Annotated in this window: 23 protein-coding genes; 6 read left to right on the forward strand and 17 right to left on the reverse strand. The window is 55.8% G+C overall.

Annotated features, from left to right (window positions below):
• Positions 1-38: 38 nt before the first annotated feature.
• From L103DPR2_RS02965 to L103DPR2_RS14445, 12 genes are all read right to left on the reverse strand, one after another.
• Positions 39-482 carry a putative toxin-antitoxin system toxin component, PIN family gene (locus L103DPR2_RS02965; protein ID WP_055359677.1) on the reverse strand — a complete coding sequence of 148 codons (444 nt, stop codon included), beginning with the start codon at positions 480-482 and terminating at the stop codon, positions 39-41.
• Positions 469-1,713 (reverse strand): THUMP domain-containing class I SAM-dependent RNA methyltransferase, encoded by a 1,245-nt coding sequence (locus L103DPR2_RS02970; RefSeq protein WP_082466692.1) that lies wholly within the window; start codon positions 1,711-1,713, stop codon positions 469-471. The genes L103DPR2_RS02965 and L103DPR2_RS02970 overlap by 14 nt, the downstream gene beginning before the upstream one ends.
• 17 nt (positions 1,714-1,730) lie before the next feature.
• Positions 1,731-3,299: an RNA polymerase factor sigma-54 gene (locus L103DPR2_RS02975; protein WP_055359679.1), complete on the reverse strand. Its 1,569-nt coding sequence runs from the start codon at positions 3,297-3,299 to the stop codon at positions 1,731-1,733.
• Positions 3,300-3,312: 13 nt separating this feature from the next.
• The gene (gene lptB, locus L103DPR2_RS02980) at positions 3,313-4,071 is read right to left on the reverse strand and encodes an LPS export ABC transporter ATP-binding protein (protein WP_055359680.1); all 759 of its coding nucleotides are present in this window, start codon (positions 4,069-4,071) and stop codon (positions 3,313-3,315) included.
• Positions 4,068-4,673: a lipopolysaccharide transport periplasmic protein LptA gene (gene lptA, locus L103DPR2_RS02985; protein WP_055359681.1), complete on the reverse strand. Its 606-nt coding sequence runs from the start codon at positions 4,671-4,673 to the stop codon at positions 4,068-4,070. The genes lptB and lptA overlap by 4 nt, the downstream gene beginning before the upstream one ends.
• A 115-nt stretch (positions 4,674-4,788) precedes the next feature.
• Entirely contained in the window at positions 4,789-5,451 is a 663-nt protein-coding gene (locus L103DPR2_RS02990) for a thiol:disulfide interchange protein DsbA/DsbL (protein WP_055359682.1), read from the reverse strand.
• 42 nt (positions 5,452-5,493) lie between these two features.
• On the reverse strand, positions 5,494-6,171 hold the full coding sequence (locus L103DPR2_RS02995) for an SPOR domain-containing protein (RefSeq protein ID WP_055359683.1): 678 nt from the start codon (positions 6,169-6,171) through the stop codon (positions 5,494-5,496).
• Between the two features lie 38 nt (positions 6,172-6,209).
• Positions 6,210-7,895, reverse strand: coding sequence for an arginine--tRNA ligase (argS, locus tag L103DPR2_RS03000; RefSeq protein WP_055359684.1), 1,686 nt, complete (start codon positions 7,893-7,895; stop codon positions 6,210-6,212).
• Positions 7,896-7,904: 9 nt separating this feature from the next.
• Positions 7,905-8,837 carry a LysR family transcriptional regulator gene (locus tag L103DPR2_RS03005; protein ID WP_055359685.1) on the reverse strand — a complete coding sequence of 311 codons (933 nt, stop codon included), beginning with the start codon at positions 8,835-8,837 and terminating at the stop codon, positions 7,905-7,907.
• On the reverse strand, positions 8,837-9,793 hold the full coding sequence (locus L103DPR2_RS03010) for a Bug family tripartite tricarboxylate transporter substrate binding protein (protein ID WP_231717709.1): 957 nt from the start codon (positions 9,791-9,793) through the stop codon (positions 8,837-8,839). Before L103DPR2_RS03010 ends, L103DPR2_RS03005 begins: the two co-directional genes overlap by 1 nt.
• 94 nt (positions 9,794-9,887) lie before the next feature.
• A complete protein-coding gene (locus L103DPR2_RS14440) occupies positions 9,888-11,075 on the reverse strand; it encodes a CaiB/BaiF CoA transferase family protein (RefSeq protein ID WP_055359686.1) in 1,188 nt (395 codons plus the stop codon).
• A gap of 9 nt (positions 11,076-11,084) precedes the next feature.
• Positions 11,085-12,011 carry a hydroxymethylglutaryl-CoA lyase gene (locus L103DPR2_RS14445; protein ID WP_055359687.1) on the reverse strand — a complete coding sequence of 309 codons (927 nt, stop codon included), beginning with the start codon at positions 12,009-12,011 and terminating at the stop codon, positions 11,085-11,087.
• A gap of 230 nt (positions 12,012-12,241) precedes the next feature.
• Here L103DPR2_RS14445 and L103DPR2_RS03025 point away from each other — a divergent pair, with 230 nt between their 5' ends.
• The gene (locus tag L103DPR2_RS03025) at positions 12,242-14,476 is read left to right on the forward strand and encodes a malate synthase G (protein ID WP_055359688.1); all 2,235 of its coding nucleotides are present in this window, start codon (positions 12,242-12,244) and stop codon (positions 14,474-14,476) included.
• On the opposite strand, the gene L103DPR2_RS03030 is transcribed toward L103DPR2_RS03025, so the two are convergent.
• Positions 14,473-15,474 carry a helix-turn-helix domain-containing protein gene (locus L103DPR2_RS03030; protein ID WP_055359689.1) on the reverse strand — a complete coding sequence of 334 codons (1,002 nt, stop codon included), beginning with the start codon at positions 15,472-15,474 and terminating at the stop codon, positions 14,473-14,475. The genes L103DPR2_RS03025 and L103DPR2_RS03030 overlap by 4 nt on opposite strands.
• A 140-nt stretch (positions 15,475-15,614) precedes the next feature.
• On the opposite strand from L103DPR2_RS03030, the gene L103DPR2_RS03035 reads away from it, so the two are divergent.
• The 5 genes from L103DPR2_RS03035 to L103DPR2_RS03055 are packed head-to-tail and all read left to right on the forward strand — an operon-like array spanning position 15,615 to position 21,078.
• Positions 15,615-16,613, forward strand: coding sequence for a Bug family tripartite tricarboxylate transporter substrate binding protein (locus L103DPR2_RS03035; RefSeq protein ID WP_197274899.1), 999 nt, complete (start codon positions 15,615-15,617; stop codon positions 16,611-16,613).
• A 3-nt stretch (positions 16,614-16,616) separates the two neighbouring features.
• Positions 16,617-17,702, forward strand: coding sequence for a M14 family metallopeptidase (locus L103DPR2_RS03040; protein WP_082466693.1), 1,086 nt, complete (start codon positions 16,617-16,619; stop codon positions 17,700-17,702).
• A gap of 5 nt (positions 17,703-17,707) precedes the next feature.
• Positions 17,708-19,258, forward strand: coding sequence for a M81 family metallopeptidase (locus L103DPR2_RS03045; protein WP_055359692.1), 1,551 nt, complete (start codon positions 17,708-17,710; stop codon positions 19,256-19,258).
• A 27-nt stretch (positions 19,259-19,285) separates the two neighbouring features.
• Complete coding sequence (locus L103DPR2_RS03050) at positions 19,286-20,314, forward strand: D-cysteine desulfhydrase (RefSeq protein WP_055359693.1); 1,029 nt, start codon at positions 19,286-19,288, stop codon at positions 20,312-20,314.
• A 2-nt stretch (positions 20,315-20,316) separates the two neighbouring features.
• Positions 20,317-21,078: a class II glutamine amidotransferase gene (locus L103DPR2_RS03055; protein ID WP_055359694.1), complete on the forward strand. Its 762-nt coding sequence runs from the start codon at positions 20,317-20,319 to the stop codon at positions 21,076-21,078.
• Here the strand turns inward: L103DPR2_RS03055 and gshB are convergent.
• From gshB to L103DPR2_RS03075, 4 genes are all read right to left on the reverse strand, one after another.
• Positions 21,075-22,028, reverse strand: a complete 954-nt coding sequence (gene gshB / locus L103DPR2_RS03060; RefSeq protein WP_055359695.1) for a glutathione synthase — start codon at positions 22,026-22,028, stop codon at positions 21,075-21,077. The genes L103DPR2_RS03055 and gshB overlap by 4 nt on opposite strands.
• Positions 22,029-22,116: 88 nt before the next feature.
• The gene (icmF, locus tag L103DPR2_RS03065; RefSeq protein WP_055359696.1) at positions 22,117-25,410 is read right to left on the reverse strand and encodes a fused isobutyryl-CoA mutase/GTPase IcmF; all 3,294 of its coding nucleotides are present in this window, start codon (positions 25,408-25,410) and stop codon (positions 22,117-22,119) included.
• A 73-nt stretch (positions 25,411-25,483) separates the two neighbouring features.
• Positions 25,484-25,972 carry a DUF6691 family protein gene (locus tag L103DPR2_RS03070; protein ID WP_055359697.1) on the reverse strand — a complete coding sequence of 163 codons (489 nt, stop codon included), beginning with the start codon at positions 25,970-25,972 and terminating at the stop codon, positions 25,484-25,486.
• On the reverse strand, positions 25,969-26,388 hold the full coding sequence (locus L103DPR2_RS03075; RefSeq protein ID WP_055359698.1) for a YeeE/YedE family protein: 420 nt from the start codon (positions 26,386-26,388) through the stop codon (positions 25,969-25,971). Before L103DPR2_RS03075 ends, L103DPR2_RS03070 begins: the two co-directional genes overlap by 4 nt.
• Positions 26,389-26,453: the final 65 nt, after the last annotated feature.

Here is a 26,453-nt window from a genome sequence, read left to right on the forward strand (position 1 = left end):
CTGTGATGAAAGGGATGTTGGGGGCGACGTGAGCGCACTCACTGTGCAGGAATGTCGGACGGGTTGAGCACCACGCCCGATTGCGACAGACGTTTCTTCATGCACAAAATGGCAGCGTCTTTGCTGAGCAAAGGCACCCCATGCGCAACCGCCAAGTCGATGAATTTTTGGTCGTCCGGGTCTTTGCAAGTGCAGGGCGCTTTATCCGCGGGTTCTGCCCTCACATGGTGTTGGTCAAAGCGATTCAAAATGTCTTGCGCTTGAAGGCTGGACTTGGCCATGCGCTTGACGATGTGGGGGTAAGTGAGCACGCGCTCCAGTTCGTCGCGCATGCTGCGGGTGGCCAGATGCGAAATGCGGCCACTTTGCAAAGCTGCTCGCAATGGCACTGTGGCAGGGTCTTCAAACAGCCACAGGTCGAGCACGATGTTGGTGTCAATCACCCAAGGCTGTGCAGTTTGAATGGCCTCAGAGCTTGTCACGCACCGAACCCTTCATGAGGTCGAAGCGGAACATGCGGCACTCAATGGGGCCGTTCCACATCGGCACGCGGCGCGATTCTTTCAAGCGCATTTTGGAGGGCAATTTCAAATCGGGTGTCAGCATCCAAGCGGTCCAACCGTTGTAATTCTTTTTCCAGTGCGAAGCCAATTGCGCAAAGAACTCGCCGCCGTCATCGCCTTCGGCAATTTCACGGGCGCGGCTTAAGTCCACGTTGTCACGTGCGCGAGTGGGTGCGCCGGGTTCCCGGTATCGGTCGCGGCTGGAGACGCCCGCCACACCGGCTGCGGCAATGCGCTCGCCATAAGGTGGGTTGAGCAACATGATGCCGGGTGTTTCACAAGGCGGCATGCGCTGCAATGCGTCGCCACCGCGGGCTTGGACCACTTGGCCAACGCCTGCGCGCTCGGCATTGCGCTGCGTGAAGTCCACCATGCGGAAGGCCACATCGGAGGCGTGAATTTCTGTGGTGGGCGCGTGTTCTTGTGCGCGCGCATCGTCTTGCAGGGCTTGCCAAACGTGCGGTTGAAACGGCAGCAATTTTTCAAAGGCAAAGCGGCGCAGGATGCCAGGGGCAATGCCGCAGGCAATTTGCGCAGCTTCAATGGCAATGGTGCCACTGCCGCAGCAAGGATCGTACAAAGGTGTGTGCGCATCCCAGCCACTGGCGGCCAACATGGCGGCCGCCAAAGTTTCTTTCAAAGGGGCATCGCCCTTGTCTTCGCGCCATCCGCGTTTGAACAAAGGCTCACCCGAGGTGTCCATGTACAGCGTGCAGCTGTCGGTGGTGAGGTGAACATAAATGCGCACGTCTGGCCACTGCGTGTTGACGTCGGGACGCTCGCCGCGCTTGGCGCGAAAACGATCGGCCACGGCATCTTTGATTTTGAGCGCCGCAAAGTTCAGGCTGGTGAGCGGGCTGTGCTGCGCCGTGATTTCAATCTTGAAAGTCTGCTGGGTGGTGAACCAAATTTCCCAAGCCACGGCGCTGGCCGCGTCGTACAAATCTTTTTCACTGCGATAAAAAGTTTGCGACAGTTGAATGAGCACGCGTTGGGTGAGGCGGCTGTGCAAATTCAGACGCAAGGCATCACGCCATGACGCGTTGGCCATCACACCGCCGCGGCCGGTTAGCAGGTCGTTGCCGGTGAGGCCCGTGAGTTGATGGACCTCGTCGGCCAATAAGCCTTCAACGCCGGCGGCGCAAGGCATGAAAAGTTGAAGCGAGTTCACAGAGTTTTACGCAAGTTGGCGGGCGCAATTTTGAGCGCCTCGCGGTATTTGGCAACGGTGCGACGTGCGCAATCGATGCCTTGTTCTTTGAGCATTTCAGACAGTTGGTTGTCTGAGAGCGGCTTGTTGGGATTTTCGGCTGCCACCAATTGTTTGATGAGCGCACGCACGGCTGTACTGGAAGCCGCGCTGCCACTGTCGGTGCCTAGGCCCGAGCCGAAGAAATACTTCAACTCGAAGGTGCCCATGGGCGTGGTCATGTACTTGGCCGTGGTGACGCGGCTGATGGTGGACTCGTGCAAGCCCAGTTCATCGGCAATTTCTCGCAGCACCAAGGGGCGCATGGCCAATTCACCATGGATGAAGAAATTGCGCTGACGCTCCACAATAGCCGTCGACACACGCAAAATGGTGTCAAAGCGCTGTTGAATGTTTTTGATGAACCAGCGCGCTTCTTGCAGGCGTTGTTGCAAACCCAAATGGGCTTCGCCTTTGCCGCCGCGCAAGGCGTTGGCGTAAATGTCGTGCACCCGCAGTTTGGGCATCACATCGGGGTTGAGCTGAACTCTGAAGTGCGGCTCGCCCCCTTTGCGCGTACCAATGACCAACACATCGGGCACGATGACATGCTGCTCGGCATTGGCAAAAGGACGACCGGGTTTGGGTTCTAAGCGCGTGATGAATGCCAGCGCTTGTTTGACAATGCCTTCGTCTTCACCGCACTGAACCGCCAAGCGTTTGAAATCGCGTTTGGCCAGCAGCTCCAAAGGCAGCACGCAAATTTTGAGGCCTACGGCAGCCACTTCGTGGTCGGGCTCATCTTTCAAGATGGCTTTGAGTTGAATGCGCAAGCACTCGCCCAAATCACGTGCGCCAATGCCCACCGGTTCGAGTGATTGCAGCAAGCTCAAAGCCACCGTGAAGCGGTGCACCAACTCTTCCAATTGCTCAATGTCGTCGGTGCCGGCCAGGCCTTGCGCCAAAGACTCGAGGCTGTCTTCCAGATAACCGTCGTCGTTCAAAGACTCGATGAGGAAGCGCAAGGCTGCGCGGTCAATTTCGGACAAGCGCATCGACAAAGCCTGTCGGTGCAAATACTCGGTGAGTGAGCCCAGACCGCGTGCCAACTCAATGGCGTCTGCGCCATCCGAATCGTTGTTGGTGTTGTTCTTGCGCGCGCCGGCGTCGGTGCCCCATTCGCTGTCGTCGGGAGCAATCTCGACGCTGCCGTCGCCATCCCAGCTGTCGGCTACATCGGTCACGGCTTCATCATTGGAAACGGACGCTGTGGATTCGCTGGCAGCATCGCGTGAATCAGCGCCGGCATCGCTGGCGGCTTCTGACACACGGTCGCCCAAGCTGACGCGCGCATCGGCTTCTGGCAAGCCAAAATCTTCTTGCGGTGCTTCGTCGGTGCTGCGCTCGAGGAAGGGGTTTTCGTCGAGCATTTGCTCGACTTCTTGGCTGAGCTCTAAGGTCGAGAGTTGAAGCAGCCGAATGGATTGTTGCAACTGTGGCGTCAGCGCCAAGTGCTGGGACATCCGAAGGGAAAGGCTTTGCTTCATAGGAGTTCAGCCATCACATTCGGAAGTGTTCGCCCAAGTAGACGCGGCGCACATCGGCGTTGTCCACAATGTCTTTGGGTGTGCCTTGGGCCAGCACGCGACCTTCGCTGATGATGTAGGCGTGATCGCAAATGCCCAAGGTTTCGCGCACGTTGTGATCGGTGATGAGCACGCCAATGCCGCGCTCTTTCAAAAACGCAATGATGCGTTGAATCTCAATCACCGCAATGGGGTCGATGCCCGCGAAGGGCTCGTCGAGCAAAATGAACCGAGGGTCGGTGGCCAGTGCGCGCGCAATTTCAACGCGTCGGCGTTCGCCGCCCGACAAGGCTAAGGACGGTGAGTCGTGCAGATGATCAACGCGCAAGTCTTTCAGGAGCGCTTGAAGTCGGTCTTGGATGGCGGATTCGCTGAGCGGTTTGCCCTCGGCGTCGAGCTGCAACTCGAGCACCGCCCGCACGTTTTCGGCCACTGTGAGTTTTCTGAAAATGGAAGCCTCTTGCGGCAAGTACGACAGGCCCATGCGCGAGCGGCGATGGATGGGCATGCGTGTGACGTCTTCACCATCGATCAGAATTTGTCCACCATCGGTGCGTACCAAACCCACAATCATGTAGAAGGACGTGGTTTTACCGGCGCCGTTGGGGCCAAGCAAGCCGACCACTTCACCTTTTTGAACTTTGACAGAAACGTCAAACACCACTTGGCGGCTGCCGTAGGACTTTTGCAAGTGCCGCGCTTCTAAGCTGCTGATGGCGTGTTCTTGACTCATGGTTTGTCGTTGCCAATGCGAGGGCTGGGTTTCAAGGCCGGGCCTGAAGGTGTGGCGGGAACATCGCTTGTTTTGGGGCGAGGGGTGATGGTGGCTTTGACGCGTTGATTGCCGCTGCCTGTGTTGGGCTTACCATCGACTGTGAACACCTCGGTGGTGTTGTTGACCAAAATTTGTTGCCCTTGAATTCGATCGGCCACCACGTTGCCCCGTAACAAACGCAGTTCGGCGCGCGTGGTCAGTGTGAGGGTATCGGCTTGGCTGTTGTAAACCGCAGTTTCAGCTTCGCCTTCGGTGAACTCTTCAAGTGCTTCGCGCTTTTGTCGGAAGAAAATGCGTTCGCCAGGTTCTGCCCACAACTTGGCCACTTGGTTGCCTTGACCGTCTTGCTTCACTTCCATGCGGTGGGCTTTCAAAACCAAACTGCCCTTGGTCATTTGAACCTTGCCCGTGAAGGTGGTGAGTTGTTGCTGGTCGTCGTGCTTGAGCGTGTCAGCCTCAATGTTCATGGGTTTGTCTCGGTCCGCTTTTTCGGCGTGAGCGCCTGTCGCCGTGAAGACGGCGACCCAACTGCAGAACAAAAGAATGAGGTGAAATTTCATAAAGGCGCGAATCTTGCTTGATTGTAGGTGTTGATCGCAAGGTCAAGCACTTTTGATACAAAAATGACGCAAAAAAGCCCGCCGAAGCGGGCTGATGCACAACACCTTGAAAAGATCAGGCGCGGCCTTGACGAACTTGGGTCAACAAAGATTCGGCCACTTGCAGGGCGCGCTCCATGCTGCCGGCCAAAGTGCCGTCGACGTAGTACTTGCCTGCCACACCCAAAGAAGGCACGCCTTCAATTTTGAAGTCGTTTTGCAATTGCACGGCACGCTTGAGCTTGCTGGCCACGCCAAAAGATTTGGCGGCATCGGCAAATTTGGTTTTGTCGACGCCCTGTTTCTCGATCCAAGCCAAGATGCTGGCGTCGGTGTTCAAGGGCAAACGCTCCACATGCACAGCTTGGAAAACTTTGCCGTGCAGTTTCTCCAACAGGCCCATGGCTTCGAGCGCGTAGAAAAGGCGTTGCTGGGGGGCAAAGTCGTCACGGAAAGCCACGGGGACGCGTTGCACCGCCACATCTTTTGGGGCATTCTTCACCCATTGCGCAAAGGTAGGTTCAAAGGCATTGCAGTGAGGGCAGCTGTACCAGAAGAACTCAATCAACTGGACCTTGCCGGCTTCGGCGTCTGTGGGGACCACGCGGTCCAGCTTGAGATAGTCTTTGCCAGCCACAAACTTGGCGGGGCCTTGCGCCAACGCAGGGGCATTCCAAGTCAAACCGCCCACAGCCGCGGCAGTGCTTAACGTAGCGAGGGAAAAATCACGGCGTTTCATGGTGACTCCTGAAATTTGAATGATCGATAAAAAGCGTTGAGATCAGCGCTGAACACGAACCAAGGCAGCGTCAATGCCGCTGGCGTCCAGACGGGCTTTGATTTTTTCGGCTTGCTCTTTGTCGTCAAAGGGGCCGCTGCGAACGCGGTAGATGGTGCGACCCGCTTGGTCGCGCTCGCTGACTTTGGATTCGATGCCCATCATGGACAGCTTGGCCTTTTGCGCATCGGCATCACCAGCCGATTTGAAGGCACCTGCTTGCACAAAGTAGGTGAAAGGATCGTTGGCAGCGGCTTTGCTGGCGGCTGGTGAAGGTGCGGGTTGCGGTGTGGCTGCTGGCGGCGGTGCCACAGCAGGTGCCGCGGCCGCTGGTGATGCAGGTGCTGAACCGCTGCTGGATTTCTTCATCAAGTCGGCCAACGGATCGGCAGCCACGGCGGGCGCTGGCGCGTTGGTGGCTGGGGCAGTACTGCCGTCAGCAGGCGTTTCTGCATTGGTTGGTTTGCTTTGCAAAGCACCGTTCGGGTTCCAGTCTTTGTTCTTTTGAGACTCCACGGCATCTTGTTCAGCCGATCGCGATTGGTTTTTGTTGCTGAACGGCATAGGCACTTTGGTGACGTACATCGCCACACCCAAAGCGACCGTCAGGCCAATGACCAGACCCAATATGAAGCCAAGCAGGGTGCTGCCGCGCTGGCTTTGAAGTTTGGAAGTTGACATGTTGTGTTGGTTTCTCAAGGTAATGCCGTTGGGATGAATTACATCTGCTCTGGCGCAGACACACCCAATATCTTCAAGCCATTTTGCAAGACTTGGGCACAAGCTGCAACCAAGGCCAAACGTGCCAGTTTTTGAGTTTCGTCGTCGACCAAAATGCGCTCGGCATCGTAGTAGCTGTGATAGCTGGCCGCCAAGTCGCGCAAGTAGAACGTCACATCGTGCGGCGCAAAATCTTGCGCAGCCGCCGTGAGCATTTCGGGGTATTTGGCCAAGAGCAACATGAGGGCTTGTGCCTTTGGATTTTCCAGGCTGGACAAATCCGCTTTGGCCAAACTGGCCACATCGCCGCCCCAGGTGCGCAAGATGGAGTGAATGCGCGCGTGTGCATATTGCACGTAATACACAGGGTTGTCGTTGTTTTGCGCCAAGGCCAAATCAATGTCAAACACGTACTCGGTGTCGGGCTTGCGGCTGAGCAAGAAGAAACGCACGGCGTCTTTGCTGGTCCATTCAATGAGGTCGCGCAAGGTGACGTAGCTGCCCGCACGTTTGGAAATTTTCACTTCTTCGCCGCCGCGCATCACGCGCACCATGGTGTGCAGCACGTAGTCTGGGTAGCCTTGCGGAATGCCCACGCCCGCGGCTTGCAAGCCCGCGCGCACACGGGCAATGGTGCCGTGGTGGTCGGTGCCTTGAATGTTGACCACCTTGGTAAAACCGCGTTCCCACTTGGTGATGTGATACGCCACATCGGGCACAAAGTAAGTGTAGGTGCCGTCGCCTTTGCGCATCACGCGGTCTTTGTCGTCGCCGTAATCGGTGGACTTGAGCCACAGCGCGCCGTCTTGTTCGTAGGTCTTGCCGGCTTCTTGTAATTTTTTGACGGCACTGTCGACACGGCCGCTGGTGTAGAGGCTGGACTCGAGGTAGTAGTTGTCAAACTTGACGTCGAAGGCTTTCAAGTCGAGGTCTTGCTCGTGGCGCAAATAGGCCACGGCAAATTCGCGCATGCCGTTCAAATCGTTCAGGTCGCCACTGCCGGTAAATTCTCGGTCGTCGGACTTGACGGTTTTCTTCGCCAAGAAATCTTGCGCAATGTCTTGGATGTAGTCACCGTTGTAGGCGGCGGCGTTTTCACCGCTGGGCCACTGTGCATCACCAGGCTTGAAGCCTTGCGCGCGCAATTGCGTGGACGTGGCCAAGGTGTTGATTTGCACGCCTGCGTCGTTGTAATAAAACTCGCGGTAAACAGACCAGCCTTGCGTGGCAAACAAATTGCAAATGGCATCGCCCAGGGCCGCTTGTCGGCCGTGGCCCACGTGCAGCGGGCCGGTGGGGTTGGCCGACACGAACTCGACCAAGACTTTTTCGTTGCGCTCGGTTTGTTGACCGAAGCAGGTGGCCGCATGCAGCACCTCTTTGACCACGGCTTGCTTGGCGCTGGGCTTGAGCTTGAGGTTCAAAAAGCCAGGGCCTGCGATATCGATGCTTTCAACCCATTGGCTGAAGGCCGGTGTGGCCATGAGCGCGGTGCGCAAGGCTTCGCCCACTTGTCTGGGGATTTGTCCCAATGGTTTGGCCAAGTGCATGGCGGCCGTACAGGCCAAATCACCATGGGCGGCCACCTTAGGCGATTCAAAAGCGGCTTTGGCGCCGGCACCAGCGTGCAGGCGTTCGAGTTCGGCAGCGAGGGCCGAGAGTAATTCTTGTTTGGCTTGAAGCATCCCCCGATTTTACGGGGCGCTTTGCCAAGTTGAGGGCAAGCTGAAGTGATGCTTCAAAAAGTCGATCCAAAGCCGCAAACGCAGGGGCAGGTGCTTGCGTTGGGGGAAAACGCCGTAAATGCCGTTGGGCGGGGCTGCAAAATCGGCCAAAACCTCGACCAATTGGCCCGATGCGATGTCGTTTTCGACTTCCCAGGTGCTGCGCCATGCAATGCCCATGCCGGCCAAGCACCAGCTGTGCAAAACCTGGCCGTCTGAGCAATCAAGCGGGCCATGGGGGCGCAAATAAGTGACTTCTGGGCCCTCGGCATTGTCGGCAGGAGGGACTTTGAAGGCCCAACCTCGGGTCTGCGAGGCATCGCTAGAAAGCGTCAGACAGCTGTGCTGCAGCAACTCGGATGGGTGTTGTGGGGTGCCGTGTTTGGCCAGATAGGCGGGTGTGGCCACACACAGGCGGCGGTTATCGGCCAATCTGACGCTGACCAGGGAAGAATCGGGCAAATCGCCCACGCGCACCGCAAAGTCAAAGCCTTCGGCGGCCAGGTCAATGACCCTGTCGCTCAAATTCAACGAGATTTTGACGTCGGGGTTTTGCGCATGGAACAAGGGCGCCAAAGGTGCCACGTGGCGCCTGCCAAATCCTGCCGGTGCCGTGATGCGCAAATGACCGCTGGCCTTGAGGCCGCCAGCCGAGACGCTGTCTTCGGCATTGGCCACATCGCTCAAAAGGCGTTGGCAGTTTTCTAAAAAAGCACTGCCCTCGTGCGTGAGGCTGATGCGCCGCGTGGTGCGCAACAACAACTTCACCCCCAAGTGAGATTCCAAGGCGTCCAGGCGCCGGCCAATGATGGCGGGCGCCACACCTTCAGCGCGCGCAGCAGCACTCAGGCTGCCACGTGTAGCAACTGAGACAAAGGATTCAAAGACTTTGAGTTTGTCCATCAGTCAAACTTGATGCCGGCTTCCCGGATCAAATCACCCCATTCGGATTGTTCGGATTTCAAATAGGCGGCAATTTTTTCCAAGTTGCCTCCAAGCGGTGTGCTGCCCTCGGCAGCCATTTGCGCGGAGAAGCCGGGACTGCTCAAAGCCTTTTCTGCCGCAGCATTCAAGCGCTTCAAAATGGGCAAGGGAGTGTTGGCGGGCGCCACCACCATTTTCCAATCGACAGCTTCAAACCCTTTGTAACCTTGCTCCGCAACCGTCGGTACGGTGGGCAGAACTTTGAGACGCTGCGATGACGTCACCGCCAAGGCTTTGAGCTTGCCGCCTTGCAACATGCCCAAGACGGACTGCGGAGTGGCAAACATGTAATCGGTTTGGCCACCCAGCAAATCGGTGATGGCGGGTGCTGCGCCTTTGTAGGGCACGCTCAAGACTTTGAAGTTGGCTTTCTTGGACAGCATCTCACCCGCCAAATGCCCCACAGTACCGGTGCCTGCCAAAGCTTGCTTGATGGATTCGGGTTTGGCTTTGGCGGCTTTCACCATGTCTTCTAAATTTTTCCAAGCCGAGTCTGCGCGCACCACCAATACTGTGGGCACTTCGGCCACCAGGGCCACTGGCACAAAGTCTTTGCTCGCATCAAATGGCAACTTACCCATGGCGGCAGGGTTGATGGCCAAGTTGGAGGTTTGACCCATGCCGATCGTCAGGCCATCGGGTTTTGCTTTGGCCACCAGGTCCATGCCAATGTTGCCACCTGCGCCGGGTTTGTTGTCAATTAAAAAAGCCCACTGTGTGTCTTGCGTCATTTTTTCTGCCAAATGGCGCGTGACGGTGTCGGTCCCGCCGCCGGGGGTGTAGGGCACGATGAAACGAATGGGTTTGTCGGGCCAATTGCTTTGTGCTTGAGCGGGCGCGAGACCTGATAAAGACAAGCAGAAACTGAAACACATGAACAAAGGCCATTTGAATCGCATTTGACGTGTTAGCTGTGACACGCTGTGTTGGAAAACCAGTTCTGTGCAAGTCATGTGAGGACGTCCTTGGTTACGAAGGGTTGCTCAATTTTTGTATCTCTTCGGCGCTGTAACCCAGGCTGCTGAGCAAACTCTCGTTGTGCTCGCCCAAGTGAGGCGCTGATTGCCGAACTTTCAAACGCTCTTGGTTCAGGCTGAGGGGCAGCAACACCGTGTTGACGGTGCGACCATCGTTCAATTCAAGGGGTGCCAAACCGCCGGTGGCTTTCAAGTGGGGGTCATCCAGCAGATCGTGTGGTGCTGTGATGGGTGCGTAAGGCAGTGCATTTTTTTCAAACACTTCGCTGAGGTATTGCGCTGAAAAATCTTTCAGCCGTTCGCGCAGCAGGGGAATCAGCCAATCGCGCGCAAGCACGCGCTGGTTGTTGTTGGCCAAGCGGGGATCGTCGAACAAGTCTTGGTAATTGAAAACATCGCAGAAAATTTTCCAAGACGTGTCGCTGACCACGGCCAAGAAAATTTGCTCGCCGTCCTTCACCACAAACACGTCGTAGACACCCCATGCAGAAATGCGCTCGGGCATTGGCGCTGCAGGTTTGCCCGTCACTTGGTACTGCATCATGTGCTGGGCCACCAAGAACACATTGTTTTCAAACAAGGCGCTTTGCACTTCCTGGCCTTCGCCTGTTTGCGCGCGTTGGGCCAGTGCGGCCATGGCACCAATAGCGCCAAACATGCCGCCCATGATGTCGTTCACGCTGGTGCCTGCGCGCAAGGGGTCGCCGCGGCGGCCTGTCATGTAGGCCAGGCCGCCCATCATCTGCACCACTTCATCGAGTGCAGTGCGGTGGTCGTAGGGGCCAGGCAAGAAGCCTTTGAGCGTGACGTAAATCAGACGAGGGTTGATTTTTTTCAAGGCCTCGTAATCGAGGCCCAGTTTTTTCATGGTGCCGGGCTTGAAGTTTTCGCTGACGATGTCGGCGGTGGCGATCAAGCGCAACACAGCCTCTTTGCCTTCGGGTGTTTTCAAGTCCAGCGCCAAGCTTTTCTTGTTGCGATTGAAGAGTGGATAAAAGCCAGCGCCCGAACCCAAAAGTTTGCGGGTGTTGTCGCCTTCGTGGCCGTGACCGATGGGTTCCACTTTGATGACTTCAGCACCCAAGTCGGCCAGCACCATACCGCAGGTAGGGCCCATCACCATGTGGGTGAATTCAACGACGCGGATGCCTTCGTAGGGCAGGGATTTAGCTGTGTTCATGGTCTTCAATTAAATGTGTTCGTGGGTCCAGCCCTTGGGCAAGCCCGCATCGGGCGTCATGCCATAAAGCGGTTCGCCTGGCAGGCCGTCTATCAAAGCTTGGCGGGCTGCAATGAGTTTGGCAATGTCGATGCCGGTTTCGATGCCCATGGCTTCAAACATGAAGACCAAGTCTTCGGTGACCACGTTGCCCGACGCCCCAGGCGCATAAGGGCAGCCGCCCAAGCCAGCCAAGGAACTGTCGAAGACGCGAACGCCCACATCGTAGGCCGCCAAACAATTGGCCAGGCCCAAGCCGCGGGTGTTGTGCATATGCGCGGCGCCCGTTTTGTCACCGATTTCGGCAAACACACGTTTGAAAATTCTGCGCACTTGCGCGGGGTTGGCCATGCCCGTGGTGTCAGACAAGCCCGATTCGTCGGCGCCGGCTTCAATCACGGCGGCGGCCAACTTCACCACGTCGTCCTCGGCCACATGGCCTTGCAGGGTGCAGCCAAAGGCCGTTGAAATGCCAGCCTCCACTTTCACATGGGGCGCCAATTCATTGCGAACTTGAATGATGGCGCGAACTTCTGCAACCATGGCTTCACGTGTTTTGCGCACATTGGCCATGGAATGGGCTTCGCTGGCGGAGACGGGGATGGTGAGTTTTTGAGCGCCGGCTTTCAAGGCCGCTTCAGCGCCTTTTCGGTTGGGCACCAAGGCCATGACCGTCACGTGGGGGTATTGGAGAGCGTGTTGAACAACTTCGACGGCATCGGCCATTTGCGGCAGCAAATGCGCGGGCACAAAAGAAGCCACCTCAATTTCTTGCAGACCCGAGGCCACCAAGGCATCAAGCCATCGCAGTTTGTTGGCGGTGGGCATGGTTTGCTTGACCGACTGCAAGCCGTCGCGCGGGCCCACTTCACTGATCAGGATGCGTTCTTTGGCCATGGAAGTATGTGCAAGCGGTTGTAAACCCTGAGGGGGAGATGGCCGTATTTTCTCAAATTTTGGTGAATTGCGGCCGAACCTTTGCAAAAAAGTCACAAGTCAAAAGCCATTTCGCTGATTTATAAACCTTGAAACATCGAATACAGTGGGTGTCATAGGCGCTACAAATCTGGACAGAACTGTTCAAGAGCGCCCCCCATTTCCATTTTTTTACTTTTCTAGAGGCTCTCATGACCCAACGCACCAGCATTCACGGCCTGCACGTGGCCACCCCTTTGTATCGCTTCATTGAAGACCAGGTCTTGCCTGCAGTGGGCGTGAAGAGCAAAACTTTCTGGGCGGGTTTTGATGGCATCGTCAAAGATTTGGCGCCACAGAACATTGCGTTGTTGGCCGAGCGCGATCGCCTTCAATTGGAAATGGACAAGTGGCACACCGTCAACCCTGGCCCGATTGCGGATGCCAGAGCCATGAAGGCGTATCGCAAACATTTGACGTCAATTGGTTACTTGGTGCCAGAGCCAAAGAGCCCCAAAGCAACGACCCAAAACGTGGACGCTGAGTTGGCTGTGTTGGCCGGTCCTCAGTTGGTGGTGCCGATTTTGAACGCGCGTTATGCCTTGAACGCCGCCAACGCACGTTGGGGTTCTTTGTACGATGCCTTGTATGGCACGGACGCCTTGAGCGAAGCCGATGGCTGCGAAAAAGGCACAGGCTACAACCCCAAGCGCGGCGCCAAAGTGATTGAGTACTGCCGCTATGTGCTGGACCGTTGCGTGCCTTTGAAGAAGGGTTCGCACATTGACAGCACGGGTTACAGCGTGAAGGGTGGCAAGTTGGTGGTCAGCCTGAAGTCGGGCACCACCACCTTGGCCGATGCCAAACAATTTGTGGGTTTCCAAGGCGATGCCAAAGCCCCCACATCTTTGCTGTTCAAGCACAACGGTTTGCACCTCGATTTGCAAATCAACAAATCGCACCCCATTGGTAAAACAGACCCCGCAGGTGTGTCTGATTTGGTGGCCGAGTCTGCGCTGTCGACCATTCTGGACTTGGAAGATTCCGTGGCCGCAGTGGACGCTGAAGACAAAGTCTTGGCCTACAGCAACTGGTTGGGCATCTTGAAAGGTACGTTGGCAGAAGAAGTGCAAAAGGGTGGCAAGACCTTCAAGCGCACTTTGAATGGCGACCGCGTGTACACCAAGCCCAGCGGCAAAGGTCACGAAGTGTTGCATGGCCGTTCTTTGTTGTTCGTGCGCAATGTGGGTCACCTCATGACCAATCCTGCCATTTTGTACAACGCAGCTGACGGTACCCAAAAAGAAATTCCTGAAGGCATCATGGACGCCATGATCACCACTACGTGCGCCATGGTGGACTTGCAGAAAAAGAAGGGTGCCAACTTCCGTAACAGCCGCACAGGCAGCGTTTACATCGTGAAGCCCAAAATGCATGGTCCTAAAGAAGTGGGTTTTGCCGACACCCTGTTTGGTCGTGTTGAAAAAGTCTTGGGCTTGAAGCCTTCAACAGTAAAGCTGGGCATCATGGACGAAGAGCGCCGTACCAGCGCCAACTTGGCCGCCTGTATTGCCGCTGCCAAATCACGTGTGGCCTTCATCAACACCGGCTTCTTGGACCGCACCGGTGACGAAATGCACACCTGCATGTTGGCCGGCCCTGTGATGCGCAAGGGCGACATCAAGGGCAGCACCTGGTTGGGTGCCTACGAAAAAGCCAACGTGGCTGTGGGCTTGCAAGCCGGTTTACGTGGTCGTGCGCAAATTGGCAAGGGCATGTGGGCTATGCCCGATTTGATGGCCGACATGCTGAAACAAAAAATTGGTCACCCCAATGCGGGCGCCAATACGGCTTGGGTCCCAAGCCCCACAGCAGCCACACTGCATGCCATGCACTATCACCAAGTGAATGTGCCTGCATTGCAAAAGCAGATGGAAAAAACCATTGCCAAGCAAAGCGCCAAAGACCTGCGCGAAGAAACTTTGAACAAGTTGCTGCAGTTCCCAGTGGTCACCAAGGCACAAGCGGCTGAGTGGACTGCGAAGGACAAGCAAGACGAACTTGACAACAACGCGCAAGGCATCTTGGGTTATGTGGTGCGTTGGGTGGACCAAGGTGTGGGTTGCTCTAAAGTGCCCGACATCCATGGCGTGGGTTTGATGGAAGACCGTGCCACCTTGCGCATCAGCAGCCAACACATTGCCAACTGGCTTGCGCATGGCGTGGTGACTGAAGCGCAGGTGAAGGCCACGATGGAGCGCATGGCCGCTGTGGTGGACCAGCAAAATGCGGGCGATCCTTTGTACCAAAAGATGGCCGGCAATTTCAAAACCTCCAAGGCTTACCAAGCTGCGTGCGACTTGGTCTTCAAAGGCAAAGAGCAACCCAGCGGTTACACCGAGCCTTTGTTGCACGCCTGGCGTTTGAAGGTGAAGGCGGCGGCTTAATTCGTCACAGCCCCTTGGCGCCATCGGCGCCTTGAGGTTCTCAGGCGGTATTGCTCCCTGTAAAGGGCTGGCAAACCGCCTGTCATTTTTTGGAAGACGCGCCTGAAGCTGCCGGTGTCGGTGTAACCGCAGGCCTGCGCCACTTGCTCAATGCTGAGGTAGGTTGTTTCTAGCAACACCTTGGCGCGGTTCATGCGCTGCTGGTGCAGATAGGTCAACGGCGTAACGCCGTGTGTGGCTTCAAAGTGGCGAAGCAGGGTTCTGGCACTGGTGGCGGCTGCAGCGCTCAGAGTTTCAATGTTGTAGGGCTCCGTTAAGTGAGCGTCGATGTACCGCCTTGCCAAATCGACACTGCCTGCGGCTTGAATTTTGACGCTGGCTTCACTCATCATTTGCTGAACAGTTTGCTGGCGGTCGAGGTTGGGCAATAGCACGTGTGCTGTGGCCGTTGCCAATTCGGCCAGGGGTGTGGATTTGAGAGCATCCAAGACAAGTTCTGTGGCCAGCACGGGCGAATTGCATGTCCATGTGCGTTGATGCTGTGTCCACATCAAATCGGCACGCAAAGTGATGTCAGGGCTTAAGCGACGGAAGGTGGGAATGAAAGCCCATGGACAGACCGCTTCGCCATCTGCGATTAAGCCCGCATAACCCAGCGCAGGAGATGAATTGCCAACGGCAATGATCAGGCCGCCGTGGTCATGCACTTGCTGCAAACGCGTGCGCAACGGGGTATTGCTTGTGATCAATTCATCTAAGTGGGGGCCATTTTGGGCCAACCAACCTGGCATGAAAAACAAGTCAGGCACTTGACGTGAATTTTTACCCGTCCAAAGCTTCCATTGCAGCGCGGGACTGCGCGTGCTTTTCTTGCGACTTTGGCTGTCGCGCATGAACGTCAAGGTTTGAATCATGTTCAGCACGTCGATAGCCGCGTGCACAGGGCCGGCAAAGTTGACGGGTGAGCTTTGAATTTCAATCAAGAAAGTGCTTGGCATTGGATGAATCTATGTTGGCAACCAATGCACTTTACCCTGAAACAGGGCCGCTCTACGATGTGCTCAACATGCTCAGTGTGCTTTGACACAGGGATGTGACTTTGATGCAGACATAAACAGAGATTCAAATGGAGATTCAAATGGCTTCAATCCCCCATGGCCTGACACGTCGGCAAATTTTGTCCACTGCGGCGGCATTGCCTGCAGTGCTCTCAATGAATGCGTGGTCGCAGGCTGCGGCGGGGTATCCCAATAAGCCCGTAAGCATCATCGTGCCCTTCACAGCTGGCGGCTCTTCAGACATTGGCACGCGGATTTTGGCCGGCGAGTTGAGCAAGATTCTCAATGCTTCATTTGTGGCCGACAACGTGGCTGGTGCGGGTGGCGCCATTGGTATGCAGAAGTTGTTGCGTGCTGCACCCGATGGTTACACCTTTGCTTATGGTGGTTTGAGCGAGTCTTTGCTCATTCCAATGATCAACAAAGCGGTCAATTACAAAACCGAAGACTTTGTGCCTGTGGCCATGGTGGGGGGTGCACCCGTGGGCATTGTGACGCGGCCTGATTTTCCGGCCAACACCATCGACGAGATGATTGCCTTGGTCAAAAAGAATCCTGGCAAATACAGCATTGGCTCGGCAGGCATTGGCTCCTTTGGGCATGTGATGTCGGAGGTGATCAAAACTCGTACCGGAACTTTCATGGTTCACATTCCTTATCGCGGTGGTGCGCAAATCATTTCAGACTTGATCAGTGGGCAAATTGATTTTGCAGTGACCACCTTGGCCACTGCTGCTGCCATGATTTCGTCCAAACGCGTGAAGGTGTTGGGTGTGTCGAGCAAAGAGCGCGTGCCCTTGGTCAAAGATGTGGCCACTTTTTGGGAGTCGCAAGCTTTGAAGGGCGTGGACATGTTGGTATGGGCGGTTTTGTTTGCACCACCTGGAACGCCAGACGCCGTGGTTCAGAAAATGAACCAGGCCATTGTGCAGGTGAATGCATTGCCTTCCATGAAAGCCTTGGTGCTCAAGTTAGGGTCAGAGTTACCACCTTCTTTGACACCGGCACAAACCAGAGAGTATTTGAAAGCACAACGCGAGTTGTACCAAGACGCGGCCAGCCGCATTCAACCGGAGTAAGGTGTGACGCATTTTTTCCCCTCGACGTACCTTGAAGCTCGACAGTCATTTTTAAAAGCGGCACATTCAGCTGGCGCTCAGTTGGAAATGTGCTTGCATCCTCAAAAAGGTTTTCAAGGCGAAGACATGGCCCTTGATGTGGCCTGGTTGGGTGCGCGCGATGCCAGCAAGGTGTTGGTGGCTATTTCTGCCACGCATGGTGTAGAAGGCCTGTACGGTAGCGGTTGTCAAATCGCGGGGCTGCAACAATTCAAACCAGAAGAATTGCCTGCTGATACCGCTGTCATGGTGATGCATGCCTTGAACCCTTATGGCTTTTCTTGGTTGCGCCGTGTCAATGAAGACAACATGGACATTAACCGCAACCATGTCAACTTTGAAGCAGGGCCGCCATCGAATGACGGGTATGAAGACATTCACGCATGGTTGTTGCCCGACGAATGGACTTCCGCCACGCAATTGACATTGCAGCAGCAAATCATGGGTTATTTGGCGCAGAAGGGCGTGCGCGCTGGTACGCGGGCTGTGACTGGCGGCCAGTATCGACATGCCGATGGTATTTTTTATGGTGGCAAAGAACTGTGCTGGTCCAATCGGCAGCTGAACCAACTGGCGCACAAGTATTTGCAGCATGCCAAACTCATTGCCGTTTTGGATCACCATACAGGACTGGGGCCCAGTGGCCATACCGAATTGATTTGCAGACACCCCGTGGACTCGCAGTCTTTGGCATTGGCGCGTCAATGGTGGGGTGCTGATGTCACCTCGCCAGCCTCGGGAGAATCTGCTTCTGAGGTGATTGATGGCAATGTGCGGATGGCCTTTGTGCATTTATGTCCGCAAGCCACGGTGGTGTCGATTGCGATGGAAGTGGGCACCCAAGCGCAGCCGCAAGTGATGGCGGCTTTGTTTGCAGACAATTGGCTTTATCAAAAGGGTGACCCGCAATCCCCACAAGGCTTGGCCATACGACAGCAAGTGCGCGATGCATTTTTTGTGGACACACCCGAGTGGCGTGAACAAGCCATGACACGTGCCATGCAGATTTGGCAAGATGCATTCAAGGGCATGTCCAGCACAGCGATTTGAATGAGATGCAAAGCAAGAAAGTTCCCCGTGTTGGCATCCTAGGATTTTTCCTAGAGTGCAACCGGTTTGCACCCATCACCACGCCTGACATGTTTGCCAGTGCTTTTGACTTGGCTGGGGAAGATTTACGCGCAGAACTTCAACAGTCCAAACCACGCACATTGCCAGACACGCAAGGCTTTGTTGCCGCAATGAACGCGGACGGTGCTTGGGAGGCTGTGGCCATTCGCATGGCGGGTGCGCAGCCAGGTGGGCCATCGCAAGATGATTATTTCAACAGCTTTATCGAAGATGTTGCTGAACGCTTGAAGGCGTCTGGGCCGCTCGATGCGGTTTTCATTTCATCGCATGGCGCTGCTTTGAGCCAGACAGAAGACGATCCTGAGGGGGTGTTGTTTGAATGCGTTCGCAGCATGGTGGGCCCCTTGGTGCCTGTGGTGACAGTGCTGGATTTGCACGCCAACATGACTGTGCGATCAACCCAAGCACTGTCAGGCGCTGTGGCTTACAAAACCAACCCACATCAAGATTTACATGAATGCGGGGTTGAAGCGGCGCAAATGATTCGACGTTTTTGGCGTGACGGTGTTGGGCAAATTTCATGTGTGAAGTTGCCCTTTGTGCCACCCGCCACGTCACAAATGATTGAGCCAGGTACGGTTTATCACGTTTTGATGCAAAGCGCTTTGAAAAAATGCGATGCAGAGATCTTGAATGTCTCCCTGTGTGGAGGTTTCGCATTGGCCGATGCCACCAGTTGTGGCTTCAGTGTGTTGGTGACTTCGACAGCAGGTGCTGCGCACAAAGGCGCTTCAGTGGCGCAAATCATGGCGCAAGAAGTATGGGATGCACGGCATCAGTTTGTGTCACGCCTTTGGGCACTTGAAGACGCTGTTGGCTTTGCGGCGCGCGTGGGGCAATCTGAGGCAACGACTGAAGGGCCTTGCATCTTGGCCGATGTGGGCGACAACCCCGGTGGCGGCGGGGGTGGCAACACGGTCGATTTGCTGAAAGCTCTGATAGATGCCAAAGTGCAAAACGCCTTAGTGGCCGTCTTCACCGATGCACGTTTGGCGCAAGCGGCGCATGCTGTGGGGGTGGGTCAGGTATTTGATGCCACCTTCAATGCAGCTTCTAGCGACGTATTTGCCAAAACCTTGACGTGTGAAGCGAAAGTTCTGGCGTTGTCTGAGGGTCAATTTTTTGGACGACGCGGTTTGCTGAAAGGCGTTCAAGCCGAGATGGGCTTGTCTGCGCGCTTGGCGGTGGGCGGTGTGCAAGTGGTGGTGATTTCAAAACGCCAGCAACTGATTGACCCTGCGCAGCTGGATGCATTGCAGGTGGACTTGTCCAAGGTGCGCGTGTTGGTCGCAAAAAGCCGTGGCCATTACCGCGCAGCGTTTGCCGAATTCACCTCTACCGATCGCATGATCGATGTGGATTGCCCAGGCTTGACCACACCCAACTTGAAGCAACTGCCTTGGACACGCATGCCGCGACCTATTTTTCCCATTGACGACGATGTGTCCTGGCCTGCATCGGCGTTCGCCACTTAATTTGTTTTTCAGAGAAAGAACTGCATCATGGATTTGTCTCGATTTCCCCGCCGTGTTTACACCGAACACCCCACACCTTTGGAATTCGCACCCCGTTTCAGCCAAGCGCTAGCTACCACCTGCCCGGGAGGCAAAGGTCCGCGCGTTTGGATCAAGCGCGATGACATGCTGGGGCTATTCCCGGGTGGCAACAAAACACGCAAGTTGGAGTTTTTGGCGGCCGATGCGCTTGAGAAAGGTGCCACCACCTTGGTCACTTGCGGTGCGCCGCAGTCCAACCATTGCCGCATCACCTTGGCTGCGGCCGTGAAAGAAGGTTTGCGTTGCCGTTTTGTGATTGAAGAGCGGGTGCCCGGCAGCTACAGTTCCACGGCCAGCGGCAACAACTTCATGTTCAACTTGATGGGCGTTGAAGCCATCACGGTGGTGCCCGGTGGCAGCAACATGGCCGAGGCCATGCAAAAGGTGGCCGATGAGGTGACGGCACAAGGTGGCAAGGCCTACATCATTCCAGGCGGCGGCTCCAATGCCTTGGGTGGCTTGGGTTATGTGGCTTGCGCGCAAGAGTTGCAACAGCAGTTCTATGACATGGGCGTCACCATCGACCGCGTGGTAGTGGGCTCGGGCAGTTCGGGGACCCATGGCGGTTTGTTGGCCGGTTTTTTGGGCAATCACATTGACATTCCCATTGTGGGCATTGGCGTGAGCCGAGATCCGGCGGATCAAGAACCGCTGGTGTACAAAGAAGCACAAGCCGTGGCCGATTTGCTCAATGTGGGCTTGACCATTCCGCGTGACAAGGTGGTGAGTGTGGGCGGCTACTGGCAGCCCAAATACTCCATCCCCAACGACATGATGGTGGAGGCTGTGCAAATGCTGGCCCGCAGCGAAGGCATTTTGTTGGACCCTGTTTACACTGGCAAAATCATGGCAGGTTTAATTGGTTTGGCGCGCAAAGGTTTCTTCAATCCCGACGAGAATGTGATGTTCTTGCACACTGGAGGTTTGCCTTCATTGCACGCCTATGAGCAAGTGGTTTTAACCGGAGAACATTGAGCATGTGCCAACTCTTGGGCATGAATTGCAACACGCCCACTGACGCCACCTTCAGCTTCAGTGGCTTTTCTCAAAGGGGCGGTGTCACCGACCATCATTCAGATGGTTGGGGCATTGCCTTTTTTGAGGGTGCGGGGGTTCGGCATTTTGTAGACCACCAAGAGGCCAGCAAGTCGCCTGTGGCCGAGCTCATCAGGCGCTATCCCATCAAGAGTCAGAATGTCATTGCGCACATTCGCAAAGCGACGCAAGGCGCAGTGTCACTGGAAAACTGCCACCCATTTGTGCGTGAACTGTGGGGACGCTATTGGGTGTTTGCGCACAACGGCAATTTAGAAAATTTCAATCCGCGTTTGCATGGCAGCTTTCATCCTGTGGGCCAAACCGACAGCGAAAGAGCGTTTTGTTGGATCATGCAAGAGTTGTCTAAGTCGCATGCTTCGGTGCCCAGTGTGGAAGAACTCACACTCACGTTGCGTGAGTTGGTGCCTTCCATAGCCAAGCACGGCACCTTCAATTTCTTGTTGTCCAATGGCCAAGCGCTGTGGGCACACGCATCAACCAACCTGCACTATGTGCTGCGGCAATACCCGTTCAAAACGGCTACGCTCAAAGACGAGGATGTGCAGGTGAACTTTGCCGAACAAACCAACCCGACCGATCGCGTGGCGGTGGTGGTCACCGCACCCCTCACATTGGACGAGCCTTGGACGGCTTTTGTGCCCGGTGAGGTGATGGTGTTCAGAGACGGGGCTTTGCTTTAAGCCGCAGCTTTCACCGCTGCTTCCAAAGCGTCGATGAAAATCGCCGCCACGTCGCAACCCGTTTGATCAAAAATCTCTTGGAAGCAAGTGGGGCTGGTGACGTTGATTTCGGTCACGCTGGTGCCAATCACATCAAGGCCAATCAACAACAAACCACGCGCCGCCAAGAGGGGACCAATGGCTTCGGCAATTGAGCGGTCGTTGTCGGCAATGGGTTGCGCCACGCCTTTGCCGCCTGCCGCCAAGTTGCCGCGCACTTCGCCGCCTTGCGGAATGCGCGCCAAGCAGAAGGGCACAGGCTTGCCGCCAATGATGAGCACGCGCTTGTCGCCTTGCGCAATGGCAGGTAAGAACTTTTGCACCATGACCGACTGCGCGCCGTCCAAATTCAAGGTCTCGATGATCGAGCCCAGATTCAAACCGTCGGCACCCACGCGGAAAATGCCCATGCCGCCCATGCCATCCAGTGGCTTCAAGATAATGTCTTGGTGTTCTGCATGAAACGCTTTGATGGCGTCGGCTGAACGTGTGACCAAGGTGGGGCCAATGAACTGGGGGAACTCCATGATGGCCAGTTTTTCGGGGTGGTCGCGCAAAGCAGACGCTTTGTTGAACACTTTGGCGCCTTCGCGCTCGGCTTGACTGAGCAAATGCGTGGCGTAGAAATACTCGCTGTCGAAGGGCGGGTCTTTGCGCATGATGATGGCGTCAAAGTCTTTGAGCCATGCTTCGCGCGATGAAGTGACCTCGTACCAAGTGGTGGTGTCACCGGTTAGATGCAGGTCTTGCACTTGCGCTTTGACGCATTCGCCACGCTGCCACTGAATGTGGGGCACTTCGCAGGCGCTGACTTGGTGGCCTCGCTTTTGTGCTTCGCGCATCATTGCAAAGCTGGTGTCCTTCTTGATCTTGAAGGAGGCGAGGGGGTCGACAATGAAAAGGATGTTCATGCGCGTAATGTCGCACAAAGCGATAAACAAAGTAAATCAGCAGGACTTTCACCCTGCTGATGTCACCTTGGAGAGGCATTCACACGAATTACATGTTTCTGCGGTATTGACCGCCGACCTCAAAGAGAGCGTTGGTAATTTGACCCAATGAGCAAACACGCACGGCTTCCATCAAGACCTCAAACACGTTGTCGTTGTGAATCACAGCCTGTTGCAAGCGACTCAACATGGCAGGCGATTCTTTGGCGTGTTTGGCGTGGAAGGCATGCAAACGGTCGAGCTGAGATTTTTTCTCGTCCTCGGTCGAGCGGGCCAGTTCCAGCTTCTCGAGCACTTCGTCGCCCTTAGGGTTGCGGAAGGTGTTGACGCCAATGATGGGGTACTCGCCGGTGTGCTTGAGCATCTCGTAGTGCATGGACTCGTCTTGAATCTTGCCGCGTTGATAGCCAGTTTCCATGGCGCCCAAGACACCGCCGCGATCGGCAATCTTTTCAAACTCAGTGAGCACGGCTTCTTCCACCAACTCGGTGAGCTCTTCAATGATGAAAGCGCCTTGGTTGGGGTTCTCGTTTTTGGCCAAGCCCCACTCGCGGTTGATGATGAGCTGAATGGCCATGGCACGGCGCACGCTTTCTTCAGTGGGCGTGGTGATGGCTTCGTCAAACGCATTGGTGTGCAGTGAGTTGCAATTGTCGTAAATGGCAATCAGCGCTTGCAGCGTGGTGCGAATGTCGTTGAACTGAATCTCTTGTGCGTGCAAAGAGCGGCCTGAGGTTTGAATGTGGTATTTCAACTTTTGGCTGCGCTCGTTGGCACCGTATTTGTTCTTCATGGCGACCGCCCAAATACGGCGGGCCACGCGGCCTAGCACGGTGTACTCGGGGTCCATGCCGTTGCTGAAGAAGAAACTCAGGTTGGGCGCAAAGTCATCGATGTGCATCCCGCGCGCCAAGTAGGCTTCTACAAACGTAAAGCCATTGGACAGCGTGAAGGCCAGCTGACTGATGGGGTTGGCGCCGGCTTCAGCAATGTGATAACCGCTGATCGACACGGAGTAGAAGTTGCGCACATCGTGGTGGACAAAGTATTGCGCAATGTCGCCCATCACCTTCAGGCTGAACTCGGTGCTGAAGATGCAAGTGTTTTGGCCTTGGTCTTCTTTCAGGATGTCTGCTTGCACGGTGCCGCGCACATTGGCCAACACCCATTCGCGAATTTTGGCAGCTTCGGTGTCGGTGGGTTCGCGACCATTTTCGGCTTTGAACTTTTCCAAGTTTTGATCGATGGCGGTGTTCATGAACATGGCCAAGATGGTCGGTGCTGGCCCATTGATGGTCATGGATACGCTGGTGCTGGGATTGCACAAGTCAAAGCCACTGTAGAGCACTTTCATGTCGTCCAAGGTGGCAATGCTCACGCCCGAGTTGCCCACTTTGCCGTAGATGTCGGGACGGGGATCGGGGTCGTTGCCGTACAAGGTGACCGAGTCAAAGGCGGTCGACAAACGCTTGGCGGGCATGCCTTCGCTCAAGAGCTTGAAGCGTGTGTTGGTGCGAAAGGCGTCGCCTTCACCCGCAAACATGCGGGTGGGGTCTTCGCCTTCACGTTTGAATGCAAAGGTGCCGGCGGTGTAGGGGAAGCTGCCAGGCACATTGTCCAACATCAACCATTTCAAAATTTCTCCATGGTCTTCGTAGGTGGGCAAGGACACTTTGCGAATGGTGGTGCCTGACAAACTCTTCGATGTCAGTGCCGTGCGAATTTCTTTGTCGCGAATTTTGACCACATACTCGTCACCCGCATAAGCTTTTTGCATTTCGGGCCATTGGGCTAAGAGTTTTTTGGCCGAAGGGTCTTGTGTTTCTTCGCGGCGAACAGCCAAGTCGATGGCGGCTTCTGCAGCTTTAGCGCGACCGGGTTTGTCCACTTCCAACATCACTGCAGCGGCACGCAGTTGTTGAATCTCGCGTGCCAGTTTGGCTTGGGCGCGCGCTTGTTTTTTGTAGCCACGCACAGTGTCACTGATTTCTGCCAAGTAACGTGTCCGTGCTGCAGGCACCACCGGGGTTTGGTTGGTGCTGTGGCGCACATCGACCCGAGGCAATTGTCCTTCTTTCAACTTCAACCCCAATTCGCCCAAGCGCACTTTGAGGGCTTGGTACAAAGCCGTCACGCCATCGTCGTTGAAGCGCGCAGCCATGGTGCCAAACACAGGCATTTGTTCTGTGGGAACTGTCCAAGCTTCTTTGTTGCGCTGAACTTGTTTGGCCACATCGCGCAGGGCATCGCTGGCGCCTTTGCGGTCAAACTTGTTGATGGCCACAAACTCGGCAAAGTCGAGCATGTCGATTTTTTCCAATTGGCTGGCGGCGCCAAACTCGGGCGTCATGACGTACATGGGCACATCGACGTGCGGCACGATGGCGGCATCGCCTTGGCCAATGCCAGAGGTCTCAACCACGACCACATCAAAGCCGGCCACCTTGCACGCGGCCACCACATCGGGCAGTGCTGCCGAAATTTCACTTCCAAAATCGCGCGTGGCCAAGCTGCGCATGAACACGCGTGCGCCATTGCGCCAAGGGTTGATGGCGTTCATGCGAATGCGGTCGCCCAACAAGGCGCCACCACTCTTGCGGCGTGAAGGATCGATCGACACCACGGCAATGCGCAAGTCGTCGCCTTGGTCCAAACGCAAGCGGCGAATCAGTTCATCAGTGAGTGAAGATTTACCCGCACCACCTGTGCCGGTAATGCCCAACACGGGCACTTTGTGCTTGGCGGCTTCGGTGCGCAATGCGGCCACCATGTCGGCAGATGCATTGCCGTTTTCCAGCACTGTGATGAGTTGTGACAAGGAACGCCAGTTGGCCTCTGTGCCACCTTGAATGGCTTTCAAATCTTTAGGGGCGTAGGCGCTGATGTCTTTGTCGCAGCGCATCACCATCTCGCCAATCATGCCGGCCAAGCCCATGCGCTGGCCGTCTTCGGGGGAGTAAATGCGACCCACGCCATAGGCATGCAGTTCGCGAATTTCGGCAGGAACGATCACACCGCCGCCGCCGCCAAACACTTGAATGTGTTCGCCGCCGCGTTGGCGCAGCAAGTCCACCATGTACTTGAAATACTCAACGTGGCCGCCTTGGTAAGAGCTGATCGCGATGCCTTGTGCGTCTTCTTGCAAGGCAGCGGTCACCACCTCATCGACCGAACGGTTGTGGCCCAAGTGAATCACTTCGGCGCCCATGCTTTGCAAGATGCGACGCATGATGTTGATGGCGGCATCGTGGCCATCAAACAAACTGGCAGCCGTCACAAAGCGCACTTTGTGCGTGGGGCGGTATTCGGCAAGGGCTTTGAATTCGGCAGACAAGTCGGTCATGGCAAGGTTCCAGTCAAGGAGAAAAAGGGCCGCTTAAACAGGCGGCCCAGTCTAATTGACGTTTACGTCAACGTCAACTTGCGATCTTAGCGCGTTTACTTAGAAAAGTCTTACAAATCAACATGCCCAGCAGCATGGCGCCCGTAAAAATCAGGGCATCAACACTTAAAAGTGCGGAAGCCAAGGCAGGACCTGGGCAATAGCCCGCCAAGCCCCAGCCTGCGCCAAACAAAGCGGCGCCACCCACCAAGGGCATGTCGATCTGGTTCACGGCAGGTTCGTGGTACTGATTGGCGAACAAAGGCGCCGTGGCCAGTTTTTGTGTCCAGGCAAATGCCAGCAGGGTGACACACACCGCACCGCCCATGACAAAGGCCAAGGTGGGGTCCCATAAACCGGGAAAGGGGCCCTTGGTGATGGCCGTGATGTCCAAGAAACCCAATACTTTGAGCGGCTGGGTCATGCCAGACAGGACCAGGCCGGCAGCAAAGACCAGTCCGGCAGAAAAGGCCAGGCCCAGTCGACCCGCGCGGATGGGGTTGCCTTGCAGTGCTTCGGTCATGCGGCACCTCGCATCAAAGTCACCGTGATCATGCCTATAGCCATGAACGTGCCAACCGCCACCAATGAACGCAAGGACAAACGGCCCAAGCCGCACACCCCGTGGCCACTGGTGCAGCCACTGCCCCACACGGTGCCAAAGCCGACCAACAGGCCTGCTGGGATGAGCAGATACAAGGGGCGGGTGGGCAGTGTTGGACTTTCAAGGCCTTGACCCAGAAGGCAACCGCCCACAATCAAGCCGGCCAAAAACGCCCAGCGCCAAGTGTCGGGATGGGTGGGGGCTGCCAGAGCCTCCGACGTGATGCTGCTGACGCCGGCAATGCGTCCCAAGCCCCACCACAAAAGCCAGCTGGCCAATCCAATGAGGATGCCGCCGATGGCAGCAATGAAATAAGGGTGCAAATTGGCAAGCATCAAACAGAGTTCCTGAAATATGTTCTCAAACGGTGGCAAAAGTTATCATAATTTGCATTCACCTT

Source organism: Limnohabitans sp. 103DPR2, assembly GCF_001412575.1.
In the GTDB taxonomy this organism is placed as follows: domain Bacteria; phylum Pseudomonadota; class Gammaproteobacteria; order Burkholderiales; family Burkholderiaceae_C; genus Limnohabitans_A.